Source organism: Rathayibacter sp. AY1D5, assembly GCF_002932515.1.
Classification (GTDB): domain Bacteria; phylum Actinomycetota; class Actinomycetes; order Actinomycetales; family Microbacteriaceae; genus Rathayibacter.
In genome coordinates this window covers 1-15,495 of sequence record NZ_PSVU01000068.1, presented here as the reverse complement: position 1 = coordinate 15,495, position 15,495 = coordinate 1, and the positions used below count along the sequence as shown (strand labels likewise).

Here is a 15,495-nt window from a genome sequence, read left to right as displayed (position 1 = left end):
GCGTCTGTCCGGCCCCGCGCCCCCTGCCCCGCCCCGTCTCTTCCGCCCGTCTCTTCCGCCCGTCCAGTCCCGTCCCGTCCCAGGAGGACCGATGCCGTCCCGTTCCGCCCGCACCACCGGGATCGTCCTCGCCGCCCTCGGACTCGTCGCCGTCGTCCTCGCGATCGTGCTGCTCGTCCGGCCCGCCGGCGGGCAAGCGCCCGGCGCAGCCACGGCGTCCGCGGGCCCGTCCTCGGCGCCGTCCGGGAGCGCTCCGGCGACGTCCGCCGCTCCCGGCTCCGCGGAGGCGACCGACGGCGCCGCCGCCCCCGCATCGACGGCCTCCGCCGCACCGTCAGACACCGAGCCGGGCACCGGATCCGATGCTCCTCGGGCGATCGTCTCCTTCGCCTCCACCCCCGCCTCCGTCGACTGCGAGGGCGACCGCACCGCCTCCGTCCCGCTCGCCCTGTCGTGGGAGACGAGCGGAGGCGCCACCGCCCGCCTGGCCGTCGGCACCACCGACGCGAGCGCGGGCGAGCCCGTCGACCTCGCGGCGTCCGGCTCCGCCGCCGTCACCGCCGACTGCCGCGACTCCGAGACCCTGATCACCCTCGCCGTCCTCGCCCCCGACGGCACCACCGCCCAGCGCACCCTCGTCGTCCCCGCCTCCTGAACCGCTCCGCCCGCGCGGAGGCGGTCACGGAGGCGTCGAGCGGCCCCGGCACGGCAGAATGGGACACGATGACCTCCACACCCCCTCCGCTCGGCCTGCTTCTCGACGTCGACGGGCCCATCGCGAGCCCCGTCACGCGCACGATCTCGATCCCCGAGATCGCCGACGACCTCGTCGCCCTGGCCAACGCCGGCATCCCGATCGTGTTCAACACGGGCCGCTCCGACGCGTTCCTGCGCGAGCGGGTCCTGCCCGCGCTCCTCGAGCGAGGCGTCTCGGGCGAGGCCCGCATCGTCTGCGTCTGCGAGAAGGGCGCCGTCTGGTTCACCGTCGACTACCGCGGCACCTCGGAGCCGATCGTCGACGAGTCGCTCGCGATCCCCGAGCCGGTGGCCCGCGACCTCGAGCGGATGATCCGCTCCGACTACGACGACCTGGTCTTCTTCGACGAGACCAAGCGCGCGATGGTGTCCGCCGAGCAGCTGGTCGACCTGCCGAGCGAGGACTACCTCGAGCGCCAGCTCGTCTTCGATGCCGACGCCCTGCAGATCATGACCGCCGCGGGCCTCGGGGTCGAGCGACGCGGCATCCGGTATCCGAACGAGGAGGGGACGGTCGACTTCCGCATCGACCCGACCGTCATCTCGACCGACATCGAGTCGAACCGGCTCGGCAAGGACCTCGGCGCCCAGCGCGCCGTGGAGCTGCTCGGAGCGACGGGCGCGATCCCGCAGCGCTGGCGCACGGTCGGCGACTCCCGGAGCGACTACGCGATGGCCGACTGGCTGTTCGAGCATGCCTACGACGTCGCCCACGTCGACGTGCGGCCCGCGGAGGGCGTGCCCGAGAAGCCCTACCCGGTCCTCGTCGTCGACGGAGCCGTGAACGACGTGGCCGGCGCCGCCGTGCTCCGCCGCTGGACGGAGCTCGTCGCCGACGAGACGACGCCCGAGGTCGGCGGCGCGATCTCGCTCCATGCCCGGAGCTGATCCGCAACCCTCATCCCTCGTCGCTCAGGCCCGTTAGCGTTCGAGCATGAGAATCGCAGTCACCGGTGGATCCGGCAAGCTCGGCCGCCACGTCGTCACCCGCCTCCGCGCTTCCGGGCACGAGGTCTTCAATCTGGACCGTGCGGGGGACCGCGGCGCGGGCTTCGTCCGCATCGACATCGCCGACTACGGCCAGGTCGTGGACGCGCTGCAGTCGGTGAACGACCAGTACGAGGGCATCGACGCGCTCGTGCACCTCGCCGCGATCCCCGCGCCGGGCCTCGTGCCCGACGTCGCCACGTTCCACAACAACATGATCGCGACGTTCAACGCGTTCCACGGAGCGATCCGTGCCGGCATCCGCAACGTCGTCTACGCCTCCAGCGAGACCGTGCTGGGCCTGCCCTTCGACGTCCCGCCGCCCTACATCCCGGTCGACGAGCAGTACCCGGCGCGCCCGGAGTCGGTCTACTCGCTCACCAAGCACCTCGAGGAGCAGATGGCGATCGAGCTGTGCCGCTGGCACCCGGACCTGAAGATCACGGGCCTGCGCTTCTCGAACGTCATGGACGAGGTCGACTACGCCGAGTTCCCGTCGTTCGACTCCGACGCGCTGCTGCGCAAGTGGAACCTCTGGGGCTACATCGACGGACGCGACGGAGCGCAGGCGGTCGAGAAGGCGCTGCTCGCCGAGACGACCGGGTTCGACCGCTTCATCATCGCCGCGGCCGACACCGTGATGACGCGCCCTAACGCCGAGCTGGTGGCCGAGGTGTTCCCCGGCGTCGAGCTGCGCGGCGACCTCGGGACAACCGGCACCCTGCTCTCGATCGACCACGCCCGCGAGGTCCTCGGCTACGCCCCCGAGCACTCCTGGCGCGACTCGCAGCAGGGCTGACCCGCGGGCCCGGCGCATCGGGATCCGCGCTGTTCGTCGGTGGGGTGGATCCCGATACGCGGGCTGCGCCCGCTCCTCGATCAGCAGGGGTGCGGTCGGCCCGTGACCGTGCCGGTCGAGGAGCGGCAGCGCGGCGTCTCGAGACCCGCCCTGTTCGTGCGCGGCTCGGCTCGCCGCCCCACGCACGAGCGCGCCCGGTCCGCAGGACGACTGCAGGCCGGGCGCGCTCCGTGGATCCGAGGATCAGCTCGGGATGTAGTTGAAGGTGTCGGGGTCGGGGCCGGTGCGGTGGCCGCGGTCGAGCGCCGTGATGTCGGTCATCGCCTCGTCGTCGAGCTCGAAGTCGAAGAGGGCGAAGTTCTCCTCCACGCGCTTGCGGGTGACCGACTTCGGGAAGACGATGTCGCCGCGCTGGATGTGCCAGCGGAGCACGACCTGCGCCGGGCTGCGGTCGACGTTGCGCGCGATGCGGGTGATGGTGTCGTCGTCGAGGACGAGGCCCTGCGCGATCGGCGACCAGGCCTCGGTCGCGATGCCGTGCTCGGTGCCGTAGGCGCGGAGCTCCTGCTGCACGAGGTAGGGGTGCACCTCGATCTGGTTCACGGCCGGGACGATGGTCGCCTCGGCGCGGAGCCGGTTGAGGTGGTTGGTCTGGAAGTTGGAGACGCCGATCGCCTTCGCCTTGCCGCTGCGGTAGATCTCCTCCATCGCCTTCCAGGTCTCCAGGTAGTCGCCCACGTTCGGGAGCGGCCAGTGGATGAGGAAGAGGTCGACGTAGTCGAACTGCAGCTCGCCGAGGGTGACGTCGATCGCGGCGAGAGCGTCCTCGCGGGCGTGGAAGCCGTTGTTGAGCTTGCTGGTCACGAAGACCTCGGAGCGGTCGAGGCCGGAGGCGCGGACGGCCTCGCCGACGCCCGCCTCGTTGCCGTACATCTCGGCGGTGTCGATGTGGCGGTAGCCGACCTCGAGGGCCGCCAGGGTCGCGTCCTTGGTCTCGGCCGGGTCGATCTGGAACACGCCGAAGCCCAGCTGCGGGATCTCCACGCCGTTGTTCAGGGTGATCGTGGGGACCGTTGCGGTGTCGTCGCTCATGAGCGAGTACGTCCTTTCGTCGGGGCGAGGGCGCAGTGGAGCCGCGCCGTCGTGCCTCCAGTCCATCGTCTGCGGCTCTCAGCATCAACCCCTTGCGCGCTCGGCGGACATCCAGCTTCCCCGCGGAGGAGGAGTCGGATCCCCTGAGCAGAGGTGCGCCCGCTCCGGGAACGCCGAAGGCCCCCGGCACGGATGCCGGGGGCCTTCGGGGAGCGCGACTTACGCGCGGGACTTGCGGCCGACGATCGCGCCGTAGATGAGGAGGACGACGATCGCGCCGACGACGGAGACGATGATGCTCACGATGTTGATGCCGTTGACGGCGTCCTGGATGCCGAACAGCGTGCTGAGGAAGCCGCCGAGCAGCGCGCCCACGATGCCGAGGACGATCGTGATGATCCATCCGCCGCCCTGCTTGCCCGGGAGGATGAGCTTGGCGAGCGCCCCGGCGATGAGGCCGAGGATGATCCAGCTGATGATGCCCATGATGTTTCTCCTTCAGTTCGTGCTCGATCGGCCGTTCCGATGCGAGCGGAGACACCGGCGGGCCGGTGTCCGGTGAGTCGTGGAAGCGGGGGTCAGCGGAGGCGGCGCTGCACCTTGTCGCGGGCCTTGCTCGCGATGGCGGTGAGCTGCTTGGCCTCGCGCTTGGAGGTCTTCTTGAGCTTCTTGCGGGTCTTCTTCGTGGCCGGGTCGTTCCACACGCCGAGTGCGAGGTGGCGCAGCTCTTCGTAGCGGCCACGGCCGGCGCGGGAGCCGAACACGTAGGCGGTGAAGGCGACCAGTGCCAGCAGGACGAGGCGGGGATTCATGCGGTGACCCTTCCATCGGAGAGCACCGGGTCGTGCTCGACACCCATTTGACTCTCCTGCGCAATCCGTGACAAACCACGGCCCGACCATTGACAGGGACCCCTCGCATCGTGTTCCGCGTGCGCGTGTACCCGATTCAGCCGCAGGCCGGAGACGTCTCGGACGGGAAGCGAGCGTGGAGGTAGTGGCCGTAGCCGCCCTCGACCCGGTTGTCGCGGCGGCCGGAGGTGACCACCTCGCCGCGGTCCGTCGCTCCGACCCGGGCGCCGCTCGCGCGCAGCCGCTCGACGAGCAGGACGTCCTCGTGCAGCGGCTCCCGGCCGAAGCCGCCCGCCGCGAGGTATGCGCTCGCGCGGACGCCGAGGTTCGCGCCGTGGATGCTGCCGATCGACTCCTCCCGCGCGCGGACGTCTCGCCAGCGCGAGTAGGCACCGGGGGAGAGGTCGGCCGGGTCGGGCCGGACCGTGCCGAGCAGCGCGTCGTGCCGTCGGGAGTGCTCGACGTGGGCGGCCAGCCAGTCGCGGGGGACCACGGTGTCGGCGTCGGTGTTGGCGATCCACACCTGCTCGAGCGGAGCAGCGACGGAGGAGAGGGCGTGCGCGATCCCGGCGGAGCGGGCGGCGCCGACTCCGCAGCGGGCGAGCTCCAGCACCTCGGCGCCGGCGGCACGGGCCCGCTCGACGGTCGCGTCGGAGCAGCCGTCCGCGGCGACCACGAGGCGCATCCCGATTCCGGGCGCCCGATGGGCGAGGTGGGTCGCGCTCGCCCGGACGGAGGCGATCAGGCCGCCGATCCGCTCCTCCTCGTCGAGGGCCGGGACGACGACCAGCACCTGCGCGAGCCGGCTCACACCAGCCCCGTCCGGCGGGCGACCGAGCGGGAGTCGCGGGCGTGGACCTCGAGCAGGACGTCCTCCTCCTCGTGGCGGGCGAGGCGGTGCAGGCCCAGCTCCGCCACAGCGGACTGCACGGCGTCGCCGTCCAGAGCGAGCCCCTCGATCGGATGCCGCCAGTGCACGGTGACGAGCTCCCCCGCGGGGGCGAGGGCGTCGCGGATGGTGCGCAGCACGCCGGGGAGGGCGTCGCCGAGGTAGTAGCCGACCTCCGAGAGCACGACCAGGTCGAACGGACCCTCCGGCACGCCGCGGGTGATGTCGTGGTGCTCGACCCGCACGTGCTCGAGCGGAGCGAGGCGGCGGGCGGCGCGCTCGACGGCGGCGCTCGACACGTCGATCGCCAGCAGGCGGTCGGCCCGGTCGGCCAGCGCCTCGGCCAGCACGCCGATCGAGGCGCCGATCTCCAGCACGGAGCCGTAGCGCTGCTCCGGCAGGCTCGCGAGGGTCAGGGCGCGCTTGCGCTGCTCGTACCAGCGGCTCGTGTACCCCCACGGGTCCTCGTGGCGGGCGTACAGCTCGTCGAAGTAGCTCATGCGATCCTCACCAGCCGGTCGTCCCCGGTGAAGGAGCGCAGGAAGAGCGGATGGAGCACCGGACCGGTCCCGTCGGGCCCGGGGTGGGTCTGGCTGGGATAGCGGGAGCGGGCACGGCGGGTGCGCTCGAGCAGCTCGTCGTCGAGCGGCAGGCGCACGAGGTCGCCCCACGGCACCTCGGGGTCCTCCGGGACCGCCCAGTGCCACAGCCAGATCGGCGCGGCGAGCAGCGGCTGCCCGCGCTCGCGCGCGACCTCCGCGCAGATCTCGCCGACCACGCGGTGGTCCCGGTGCCCGTCCCCGGTCCAGGTGGAGAGGAGCAGGACGGTCCCGGGGGCGCCGGCCGCCCGCTCGCGCACCTCGCGTGCGATGCGCTCGTGGTGCTCCGGGGTCGCCGAGTCCGGCACGTCGAGGAAGGCGAGCCCGATGCCGGGGCCGAGCTCCGCCAGGGCGTCCGAGGCCTCCCGCCGGCGCTCGGCAGCGAGGTCCGCGTCCCGCTCCCCGTGGGCCGCGGCTCCGTCGGTCACGACGACGACGTCGACCGCGATCCCGCGCCGACGCGCGAGCGCGATGGTGCCGCCGCAGCCGAGGGTCTCGTCGTCGGCGTGCGCCACGACCACCAGGACGCGCCGGATCCCGTCGGGCAGGGTCAGCTCCGGGAGGCGGTCGCGGCGGCCGTCCGCGGTCCAGCGCTCGAGAGGAGTGCCCTCGAGGCGCCCGTCGAAGGGCCGGCTCACCAGGAGGCCGCCTCGCCCGAGGCGAGCACGGCGCGGCCGAGAGCGGCGTCGTCGCGCTCGGCGTGGTGCTGGCGGACGTAGAGCGCGAGGTCGGCGACGCGCTTGGCGTGCTCGGCGTCGAGGGCGAGCGGAGCCGGGCCGAGCGCGCGGCCGGCGCGGAGCAGGATCTCCTCGACCGCTCCGGCGACGCTCGCCCGCACGCGCTTGGCGAGCAGTGAGCCGCGGGGGCCGTCGGCCTCGCCCGCGTCGACCGCCGCGGCGGCCTCGTCCAGCGCCCGGCGCGACGCGGAGAGCGCCGTGTCGATCGCTCCGAGGTGGGCCAGGAGGTGCGGGTCTTCGCGTCGGGCTGCCGCTGCCGCGACGGCAGCCGCGACTCCGAGGGCTCCGCCGTGCCAGCAGGCGGCGACGCCGATGCCGCCCCAGGCGAAGCCGGGCCGCGAGAGGTACCAGCCGGCGTCCCCCACGGGGACGGCGCGGGTGCCGGAGAAGCGGACCGGTCCGCTGGGCACCTCCGTCAGGCCCCGCGCGTGCCAGGCGTCCTGCTCCGGCGTCGCCGACCCGTCGCGCAGCGCCACGGCGAAGAGGCGGCGCTCGCCGGAGGCGTCGCCGACGTGGGCGGTGACGAGGGCGGCGTCGAGGCGGTCGGCCAGCGAGCACCAGGGCTTCACTCCGTCGAGCAGCCAGTCGCCGTCGCTCTCGCGCGCGACCAGAGGATCCCCGCCGCCCTCGGCCGCGAAGACCCCCCAGGCGGCGTCGGCGGCGACTCCGAGTCCGGACGGGTCGAGCTCCGCCTCGCCGAGGATCGCGAGAGCGTCGAGGTGCGGCTCCACCGCGCGCGCGACGCCGAGGTCGTGCCGAGCCAGGCGCTCGAGGAGACCGTGCAGCTCGGCGGTGCGACCGGTGCCGGGCCGGGGCGCGTCGGCGCTCAGACCGCGCGCGAAGCCGAGCGCGCCGTCGACGTCGTGGGGGAGGAGAGAGGAGGAGTGCTGGTCCATCGCCTCCGAAACTACGCAGTCGAGCGGGCGGCGTCCGGCGATTGTCCCCGAACGGACGGGGTGCTAAGCGTCAGATGTCAAGGTCGTTGATCCTGTGCAGGAGAGAGGCGAAGAGCTCGACGTCGGCGAGCGCCCAGCTGCGCAGCTCCTCGTGCATCAGCGCCTGGTTCGAGCTGCGGATCTCGCGCAGCCGCGCGGCGGTCGCCGGAGTCACCGAGAGGATCGTGGCGCGGCCGTCCTGCGGGTCGGGGGTGCGCTCGAGGAAGCCGAGGCGGTCGAGCGCCGTGATCTGGCGGCTGAGCGCCGACTTGTCCATCTCGAGGAGCTCGGCCAGCACGCCCGAGTGCACGGGTCCGCGGCGCTCGAGCGCCGAGATCGTCTTGTAGCCCAGTGGCGTCAGCTCCGGGTGGAGACGCTCTGCGTAGGAGCGCATCGCCGCCCGCACACGGTTGAAGAGGGTGCTGAGCTCGCCCTCCACCGAGGCGATCGCGGAGTCGACGTCGCGGGCGGAGTCGGGGGTCGGGCCGGTCATGCCTCCAGCATCCCGCGCGAGGACCCTCCTCCTCGACTTGCGCCCGCGCGCCGCGATGACGTACGCTTCCCGAAGCCAAAGACCGCCGGTTTCCGGTGTGCGCACGAGCAGGGCCCCGGCCCCGCGGATCGCCACCGGACGAAGGATTCGCGAAGCGAATTGCCCGCGCAGGTGCACGAGTTCAGTTCCGCCTCACCGCGATCCCGAAGCTCCGCGCCCCTGTGCCGGAGCTTTTTTCTTTGCCTGCCTTCGGGCTACCGGCACGAGAATTCACAGGAGTAGCCATGGCGAACAAGGAAGCCTCGGTTGCCGAACTCACGGAGAAGTTCCAGAGCTCGACGGCCGTTCTGCTGACCGAGTACCGCGGTCTCACTGTTGCTCAGCTCAAGACGCTGCGCAAGGACATCAGTGAGCACGCAACCTACGCCGTGGTGAAGAACACGCTGACCAAGATCGCGGCGAACAACGCCGGTATCTCGTCCTTCGACGACGAGCTCGCTGGCCCCTCGGCCATCGCGTTCGTGCACGGCGACCCTGTCGCCGTCGCGAAGTCGCTGCGTGCCTTCGCCAAGGCAAACCCTCTCCTCGTGGTCAAGGGCGGTTACTTCGACGGTAACCCGCTGACCGCAGAAGAGGTGGGCAAGCTCGCCGACCTCGAGTCCCGCGAAGTTCTGCTCGGCAAGCTCGCCGGCGCCTTCAAGGCCTCGCTGTTCGGCGCCGCATATCTGTTCAACGCTCCGCTCTCGAAGGCCGTTCGCACGGTCGAGGCGCTGCGCGAGAAGCAGGAGTCCGCGAGCTGACGTCTTCCCCTTCCGGGAAGCAGTGCGCGCGCGGTTCGTAGACAAAGAAAAACAAGGAGAAAAATCATGGCAAAGCTCACGCAGGACGAGCTCATCGAGGCCTTCAAGGAGCTCACGCTCATCGAGCTCTCGGAGTTCGTCAAGAAGTTCGAAGAGGTCTTCGAGGTCACCGCTGCGGCGCCCGTCGCCGCCGCCGGTGTGGCCGGCCCGGCCGCCCCCGCCGAAGAGGTCGAGGAGCAGACCGAGTTCGACGTCGTGCTCGAGGCCGCCGGCGAGAAGAAGATCCAGGTCATCAAGGAGGTGCGCGCCCTCACCAGCCTCGGCCTCGGTGAGGCGAAGGCGCTCGTCGACGGTGCCCCCAAGGCGGTCCTCGAGGCCGTCAACAAGGAGACCGCCGAGAAGGCCAAGGCTCAGCTCGAGGGCGCCGGCGCGACCGTCACCGTCAAGTAATCCCCCTCACCCGTCGCGGGTGCCGGCTCCGGCCGGTCGCTCGTCAGGGTGACGCAGGCACGCCTGCAGACGCAGGGCGTCGTCTCCTCGGAGGCGGCGCCCTTCGTCGTTCCCGGCCGACGGAGGCCCGCGCCCCTAGGATCGGAGCGTGACTGCTCACGATCTGCTCGCCGGGCTCCCCGCCCGCGACGTCCCGCCCAGCGAGGTCTCGCTCAGCGAGCTCCTGAGCGACTTCGTCTCGGTGACGCACCGGATCACCCGCCTCGCCGCCCAGGCGACCGGCAACCAGGAGTCGCAGGCCGTCTGGCGCACGCTCTCGGTGCTCCTCTCGATGGGCCCGATGCGCCTGGGGGAGCTCGCCTCCCAGAGCCGCGTCTCGCAGCCCACGATGACCAAGATCGTGAAGAACCTCGTCGAGACCGGCTGGCTGGACCGCATCGCCGATCCCCTCGACGCGCGCGCTTGGCAGATCCGCCTGGCTCCCGCCGGCGCGGACGCGCTGAACGCCTGGCGGACCGACCTCGGCGACGCGCTGACGCCGATCTTCGCCGATCTCACCCTCGAGGACCGCCGCGTCCTCGAGCGCGCCGTCGAGATCATGCACGAGCGCCTCGTCGTCGGCCCGCGCGACTGACCCCTCCCGCGCGGTTCCGCCGCGCGGCACACTGGTCGCGTGCAGATGCGACTCGAGCTCGTCCCCCTCCCCGTCGGCGACGTCGACCGCGCGGTCGCCTTCTACACGGAGGTGATGGGCTTCCACCTCGACCACGACGTGCGGCCCTCCGCCGCGATGCGCGTGGTCCAGCTCACCCCGCCCGGCTCGGCCTGCTCGATCGTGGTCGGCAGCGGGATGGGCCCCGGTCCGGAGGAGGGCGTCGTCCGCTCCCTCCACCTCGTCGTCGACGACATCGCCGCCGCTCGCGCGGAGCTCGTCGGCCGCTCGCTCGAGATCAGCGAGGTCCAGGACCTGGGCGGCGTGCAGTACGCGTACTTCGCCGATCCGGACGGCAACACCTGGGCGCTCCAGGAGATCGGGAGCAGGACGCCCCCGGAGTGAGTCAGTCCTCGGGCCAGCGGACCCGGGCGTCGACGTCGGGGTGCTTGCGCAGCCAGGCCGCGACGAAGGGGCAGCGCGGGACGACCGTGCCGCCCGCCTCCGTGATCGCGGTGACCGCGGCCCGCGAGAGGATGCTCCCGAGGCCGTGGCCCTCCCACGCGTCGTCGACGACGGTATGGGTGAGCGTCACCTCGTCGCCCTGACGGGTGTACGCGGCGAAGCCGGCCGGGGTGCCGCCGACCTCGATCACGAAGCGGGACCGCTCGGGGACGTCGCGGACGGTGGGGGTGTCGGAGTCGCTCATGCTCCGATTCTCGCCCCCCGCGGCGCCGAGGTGCTGGTGCGGATCACCAGCGAGGCGGGGATCAGCGTGTGGCGGGCCGGGGGAGGGGGCTCGCCGCGACCGAGGGCGGCCAGCGCGTCCAGCACCAGCGCGACTGCGAGCTCGCCCTGCTGGCGCGGGTCCTGGCGGATCGAGCTGAGACCGAAGAGCTCGGCGAGGGGGTGGTCGTCGATCCCGATGACGGAGACGTCCTCGGGCACCGAGAGGCCGAGCTCGCGCGCCGCGAGGATGATCCCGATCGCGATCTCATCGGAGGCGGCGAAGATCGCCGTCGGCCGGGTTCGCGGGTCGCCGAGGACCTGCCGTCCGGCGCTGTGCCCGCCGGGGATGTCGAAGGTGGTGGGCACGATGTCCTGCGCGCCCGGCTCGAGGCCGGCGGCCGCGAGCGCCTGGCGGAAGCCGTCGCGGCGCTGCGTGTGGACGTGGAAGTCCATCTCCTCCTCCGCGAGCCCGCCGATGTGGACGACCCGCTCGTGGCCGAGGGAGAGCAGGTGCTCCGTGGCGAGGCGGGAGGCGGCGACGTCGTCGATGCTGAAGGTGGGGATGCCGGGGAGCTCGCCGCCGATGCCGACGATGGGCTTGCCCAGGGCGAGGAGCGCCTCCGTCTCGTGCGGCGAGATCTCGAGCGTGACGGCGACGATCGCGTCGACGCGCTTGCGGACGAGATAGTACTCGAACACGCTCCGGCGGGCGTCGAGGTGCTTGTCGATGTTGTAGAGGAGCAGATCGTAGCCGGCGGCGAGCAGGGCGCGCTCGATGCCCTCGATGATCCCGGCGAAGAACCACTGGTTGATGATCGGGATGATCACGGCGATGTTGTTGCTGCGGCCGGTGACGAGGCTGGAGGCGTTGGCGGAGACGACGTAGCCCAGGCTCGTCGCGGCGCGCTCGACGCGCTGCTTCGTCCCCGCGGAGACGTAGCCCCGGCCGCTGAGCGCGCGCGAGACCGTCGCCTTCGACACTCCTGCGAGCTCGGCCACCTCTTCGATGCCTGGCACGGCGTTCCTCCCGACCGTCCGGCCTCGATGCTGGAAACGGTTCCAGGAAGTTATACCCCGCCCGGCGGCCGGGCGTCGCGCCGAGATCGATCTCCGCTCGGCCCCGGCCCCGCGATCGCTGTTCTGACGCCGAATCGTTATCTCAGAGAGCGCTCTATCATCGGCGTTGTGCTTTCATCGTTCTTGTGGAAAGGTTTCCCTCCGTGGGAGCCCACCCACACGAATCCGGTGATCCGCTCGGAGTTCCTCCTGGCATCGCCATCACCAGCATCCGAGTCGTCGCGGCACACGCTTCGAGCCGCCACAGCCTCCCGATCCCGATCGGCGAGGAGCGGCCTGCTCGGCTGGTTCCACCACTCAATGAGGAGGAAGAATGCGGTCATCCCTGCACCGCCGTATCACCGTCCCAGTCGCCGTTCTGGCAGCGGCCGGCATCGCACTCGCGGGCTGCTCCAGCAGCAGTGACCCCAACGACCCGAACGCCGGCGGCGGCAGCTCGGCCGGCACGGTCGGCACCGCCGACGGCGTCGTCAACGTCTACGGCACCATCAACGGCGACGAGGCCACCCTTCTCGAGCAGTCCTGGGCGGACTGGGAGAAGGAGAGCGGCATCGAGATCAAGTACACGGGCGACAAGGAGTTCGAGAAGCAGATCGGCATCAAGGTCCAGGGTGGCGACACCCCCGACCTCGCGATCTTCCCGCAGCCGGGTCTGCTCGCCGACACCGTCGCCTCCGGCAAGGTGCAGGAGCTCCCCGAGGGCGCCCTCGCCAACGTCAAGCAGAACTGGTCCGAGGACTGGCAGAAGTACGGCCAGGTCGACGGCACCCAGTACGGCGCGCCGCTGATGGCGTCCGTCAAGGGCTACATCTGGTACTCCCCGGCCAAGTTCAAGGAGTGGGGCGTCTCCGTTCCCACGACGTGGGACGAGATGGAGGCGCTCGGCAAGACGATCGCCGAGAAGACCGGCGGACCGTCCTGGTGCGCGGGCTTCAACTCCGGTGAGGCCTCCGGCTGGCCCGGAACCGACTGGATCGAGGACGCCGTCCTCCGCGAGGCCGGCCCCGACGTCTACGACTCCTGGGTCGCGGGCGACACCCCCTTCACCGACCCGGCCATCAAGTCCGCGTTCGACTCCGTCGGATCGATCCTCCTCGACCCGACCCTCGTCAACGCCGGCTACGGCGACGTGAAGTCGATCAACTCCACCGCCTTCGGCGACGTCGCCCAGAACATGGCGAACGGCACCTGCGCGCTGACCCACCAGGCCTCGTTCTTCGAGGGCTTCCTGACCTCGGCCGGCGCCAACGTGGCCGAGGACGGCGACGTGTGGGCCTTCCTCACCCCGCCGGTCAAGGCCGACGACGCCCAGGCCGTCACCGGTGGTGGCGAGATGGTCGCCGCGTTCTCGAACGACGAGGACACCGCGAAGGTCCAGGAGTACCTGGCCAGCGCCGACTGGGCCAACAGCCGCGTCTCCCTCGGCGGCGTCATCTCCGCGAACACCGGTCTCGACCCGGCCAACGCGGGCAGCGACGTCCTGAAGGACTCCATCGCGATCCTCCAGAACCCGGACACCACGTTCCGCTTCGACGCGTCCGACCTCATGCCGAAGGCAGTGGGCTCGGACAGCTTCTTCAAGGGCATGGTCGACTGGATCGACGGCACGAGCACCGACCAGGCGCTCGAGGAGATCCAGGCCGGCTACACCTCCTAGCAGCGGAGCAGAGCCGCCGCTCCCGAGTGGCGGCTCAGCTGTGACGGCCCGGCCCCCGAATCCACGGATCCCGGGGCCGGGCCCCTCCTGAGTCCAGAGTCGCACTCGAAAGGGCGTCCATGTCCCCCATCACCATCTCGGGGTTCTTCCAATGGCTGGCGGGAATCCCGCCGCTCGCGCAGATCCCGCTCATCCTCCTGGCCTTCGCGGCCGTGGTGGCGCTCATCCTCTTCTTCGTCGAGATCGCGCCCCGCCGCGGCACCGGCTACACGGTCCTCCGGCTCGCGGTGACGGTCGTCCTGCCGGTCGTCCTCCTGCTGGTCTTCGGCCTCTACAACTCCGTCCTCTGGGTCGCGGTGGTGGCCGCCGTCATCGGCGGCGCGCTGTTCCTGCTCGACTTCCGGTCCCGCAAAGGCGCGGGCTACGGACTCCAGCTCATCGCGTTCATGGCACCGGCCGCCTTCTTCATCCTCATCGGCCTGATCTACCCGACGATCACGACGGCCATCAACGCGTTCATGAAGAACGACGGCTCCGGATTCGCCGGCATCGACAACTTCGTCTGGGTCTTCACCAGCCCCGACGGCATCACCGCCTTCCTCAACACGGTGGTCTGGGTGCTCCTGGCCCCGATCACGGCGACCGCGATCGGTCTCGCCTACGCGGTCTTCATCGACAAGAGCCGCGGCGAGAAGTTCTTCAAGCTGCTGGTCTTCATGCCGATGGCGATCTCGTTCGTCGGCGCGTCGATCATCTTCAAGTTCTTCTACGACGTGCGCCAGGGCGAGCAGATCGGCCTCCTCAACGGCATCCTCACCGCCTTCGGCGCCCCGCCGGTCGACTGGCTGGGACTCGAGCCGTGGAACACGCTGTTCCTCGTCGTCGTCCTCATCTGGACCCAGGCCGGATTCGCCATGACGGTGCTCTCCGCCGCCATCAAGGGCGTCCCCTCCGAGCAGCTCGAAGCGGCCTCGCTCGACGGAACCAGCGCGTGGCAGTCCTTCTGGAACGTCACCGTCCCCGGCATCCGCTCCTCGATCGTGGTCGTCCTCACGACGATCTCGATCGCGTCGCTGAAGGTCTTCGACATCGTCTCGGCGATGACCGGTGGCCGCTCCGACACCACGGTCCTCGCGTTCGAGATGGTCCGCCAGTTCCAGCTCGGCGCCCGCAGCGGCTACAGCGCGGCCCTCGCGGTCATCCTGTTCCTGCTCGTGCTCCCGATCGTCGTCTACAACGCCCGCCAGCTCGCCAAGCAGAGGGAGATCCGATGAGCGTCACGCCCACTCCGATCCAGGTTCCGGTCGACCGCAGCACCGAGCGCGCGCTCGCCCGCGGCGAGTCGAGGATCGAGGCGGCCAGCGGCAAGGTCAAGAAGGCGACGACATCGCGCGGCGCCACTCTCGCCGCGCTGATCATCGCCGTCATCTGGACCGTCCCCACCCTCGGCCTGTTCATCTCGTCGTTCCGCCCCGCGAACGACATCAAGACGACCGGCTGGTGGACGATCTTCGCCAACCCCGGCTTCACCCTCGACAACTACGCGAACGCGCTCAACTCCGGCGACAGCCTGACCCTGGGCAAGGCGTTCGTGAACTCGCTGGTCATCACGCTGCCGGCGGCGCTGATCCCGATCACGATCGCCAGCCTCGCCGCCTACGCGTTCGCCTGGATCGACTTCAAGGGCCGCAACACGCTCTTCGTCCTCGTGTTCTCGCTCCAGATCGTCCCCATCCAGATGGCGCTCGTGCCGTTGCTGCAGCTGTTCTCGGACGGCCTGCGCATCGGAGGGCTCTACATCCTCCCCGGCCTCGGGGTGAACGGGTTGGACGGCTCCTACGCGAAGGTGTGGATCGCGCACACGATCTTCGCGCTCCCGCTCGCGATCTTCATGCTCCACAACTTCATCTCCGAGATCCCCGGCGAGGTCATCGAAGCGGCACGAGTGGACGGCGCCGGACACGGCCAGATCTTCTTCCGCATCGTGCTCCC

General features: G+C 71.0%; 20 protein-coding genes. 10 read left to right on the top strand and 10 right to left on the bottom strand.

The features are described 5' to 3' along the window. Positions 1–91 precede the first annotated feature (91 nt). The 3 genes from C5C82_RS15800 to C5C82_RS15790 all read left to right on the top strand — a co-directional run bounded on the left by C5C82_RS15800 (position 92) and on the right by C5C82_RS15790 (position 2,542). Positions 92–655: a hypothetical protein gene (locus tag C5C82_RS15800; protein WP_104355338.1), complete on the top strand. Its 564-nt coding sequence runs from the start codon at positions 92–94 to the stop codon at positions 653–655. Between the two features lie 68 nt (positions 656–723). Beyond that, a complete protein-coding gene (locus C5C82_RS15795) occupies positions 724–1,644 on the top strand; it encodes a hypothetical protein (protein WP_104355337.1) in 921 nt (306 codons plus the stop codon). Between the two features lie 46 nt (positions 1,645–1,690). Further along, positions 1,691–2,542, top strand: a complete 852-nt coding sequence (locus C5C82_RS15790) for an NAD(P)-dependent oxidoreductase (protein ID WP_104224328.1) — start codon at positions 1,691–1,693, stop codon at positions 2,540–2,542. Between the two features lie 243 nt (positions 2,543–2,785). On the opposite strand, the gene C5C82_RS15785 is transcribed toward C5C82_RS15790, so the two are convergent. The 8 genes from C5C82_RS15785 to C5C82_RS15750 form a co-directional block, all read right to left on the bottom strand. Continuing rightward, entirely contained in the window at positions 2,786–3,634 is an 849-nt protein-coding gene (locus tag C5C82_RS15785) for an aldo/keto reductase (RefSeq protein ID WP_104248244.1), read from the bottom strand. A 219-nt stretch (positions 3,635–3,853) separates the two neighbouring features. Continuing rightward, positions 3,854–4,120, bottom strand: coding sequence for a GlsB/YeaQ/YmgE family stress response membrane protein (locus C5C82_RS15780; RefSeq protein WP_104224330.1), 267 nt, complete (start codon positions 4,118–4,120; stop codon positions 3,854–3,856). 92 nt (positions 4,121–4,212) lie between these two features. Then, the gene (locus C5C82_RS15775; protein WP_104227476.1) at positions 4,213–4,446 is read right to left on the bottom strand and encodes a hypothetical protein; all 234 of its coding nucleotides are present in this window, start codon (positions 4,444–4,446) and stop codon (positions 4,213–4,215) included. A 136-nt stretch (positions 4,447–4,582) separates the two neighbouring features. After that, positions 4,583–5,296 carry a glycosyltransferase family 2 protein gene (locus C5C82_RS15770; RefSeq protein WP_104234597.1) on the bottom strand — a complete coding sequence of 238 codons (714 nt, stop codon included), beginning with the start codon at positions 5,294–5,296 and terminating at the stop codon, positions 4,583–4,585. Further along, positions 5,293–5,874 (bottom strand): class I SAM-dependent methyltransferase, encoded by a 582-nt coding sequence (locus C5C82_RS15765; RefSeq protein WP_104234596.1) that lies wholly within the window; start codon positions 5,872–5,874, stop codon positions 5,293–5,295. Before C5C82_RS15765 ends, C5C82_RS15770 begins: the two co-directional genes overlap by 4 nt. Continuing rightward, the gene (locus tag C5C82_RS15760; RefSeq protein ID WP_181134463.1) at positions 5,871–6,611 is read right to left on the bottom strand and encodes a PIG-L deacetylase family protein; all 741 of its coding nucleotides are present in this window, start codon (positions 6,609–6,611) and stop codon (positions 5,871–5,873) included. Before C5C82_RS15760 ends, C5C82_RS15765 begins: the two co-directional genes overlap by 4 nt. Continuing rightward, on the bottom strand, positions 6,608–7,606 hold the full coding sequence (locus C5C82_RS15755; protein WP_219812390.1) for an acyl-CoA dehydrogenase: 999 nt from the start codon (positions 7,604–7,606) through the stop codon (positions 6,608–6,610). Before C5C82_RS15755 ends, C5C82_RS15760 begins: the two co-directional genes overlap by 4 nt. Positions 7,607–7,676: 70 nt before the next feature. Then, positions 7,677–8,138: a MarR family winged helix-turn-helix transcriptional regulator gene (locus C5C82_RS15750; RefSeq protein ID WP_104224334.1), complete on the bottom strand. Its 462-nt coding sequence runs from the start codon at positions 8,136–8,138 to the stop codon at positions 7,677–7,679. A 284-nt stretch (positions 8,139–8,422) separates the two neighbouring features. On the opposite strand from C5C82_RS15750, the gene rplJ reads away from it, so the two are divergent. From rplJ to C5C82_RS15730, 4 genes are all read left to right on the top strand, one after another. Continuing rightward, positions 8,423–8,938: a 50S ribosomal protein L10 gene (gene rplJ / locus C5C82_RS15745; RefSeq protein ID WP_055791018.1), complete on the top strand. Its 516-nt coding sequence runs from the start codon at positions 8,423–8,425 to the stop codon at positions 8,936–8,938. Positions 8,939–9,004: 66 nt separating this feature from the next. Beyond that, on the top strand, positions 9,005–9,388 hold the full coding sequence (gene rplL, locus C5C82_RS15740; RefSeq protein ID WP_104224335.1) for a 50S ribosomal protein L7/L12: 384 nt from the start codon (positions 9,005–9,007) through the stop codon (positions 9,386–9,388). A gap of 148 nt (positions 9,389–9,536) precedes the next feature. Continuing rightward, a complete protein-coding gene (locus tag C5C82_RS15735) occupies positions 9,537–10,022 on the top strand; it encodes a MarR family winged helix-turn-helix transcriptional regulator (RefSeq protein WP_258059518.1) in 486 nt (161 codons plus the stop codon). A 39-nt stretch (positions 10,023–10,061) separates the two neighbouring features. After that, positions 10,062–10,445, top strand: a complete 384-nt coding sequence (locus C5C82_RS15730) for a VOC family protein (RefSeq protein WP_181027271.1) — start codon at positions 10,062–10,064, stop codon at positions 10,443–10,445. 1 nt (position 10,446) lies between these two features. Here C5C82_RS15730 and C5C82_RS15725 read toward each other — a convergent pair whose 3' ends face one another. Further along, the gene (locus C5C82_RS15725; protein WP_104273430.1) at positions 10,447–10,749 is read right to left on the bottom strand and encodes a GNAT family N-acetyltransferase; all 303 of its coding nucleotides are present in this window, start codon (positions 10,747–10,749) and stop codon (positions 10,447–10,449) included. Further along, the gene (locus C5C82_RS15720; protein ID WP_104224337.1) at positions 10,746–11,786 is read right to left on the bottom strand and encodes a LacI family DNA-binding transcriptional regulator; all 1,041 of its coding nucleotides are present in this window, start codon (positions 11,784–11,786) and stop codon (positions 10,746–10,748) included. The genes C5C82_RS15725 and C5C82_RS15720 overlap by 4 nt, the downstream gene beginning before the upstream one ends. Before the next feature lie 373 nt (positions 11,787–12,159). Here C5C82_RS15720 and C5C82_RS15715 point away from each other — a divergent pair, with 373 nt between their 5' ends. The 3 genes from C5C82_RS15715 to C5C82_RS15705 form a co-directional block, all read left to right on the top strand. After that, positions 12,160–13,503 carry an ABC transporter substrate-binding protein gene (locus C5C82_RS15715; protein WP_104227181.1) on the top strand — a complete coding sequence of 448 codons (1,344 nt, stop codon included), beginning with the start codon at positions 12,160–12,162 and terminating at the stop codon, positions 13,501–13,503. 119 nt (positions 13,504–13,622) lie between these two features. Then, entirely contained in the window at positions 13,623–14,777 is a 1,155-nt protein-coding gene (locus C5C82_RS15710; RefSeq protein WP_181027270.1) for a carbohydrate ABC transporter permease, read from the top strand. Continuing rightward, positions 14,774–15,495: carbohydrate ABC transporter permease (locus C5C82_RS15705; RefSeq protein ID WP_104355336.1), on the top strand; the 722-nt coding region annotated here is incomplete at its 3' end. The genes C5C82_RS15710 and C5C82_RS15705, both read left to right, overlap by 4 nt.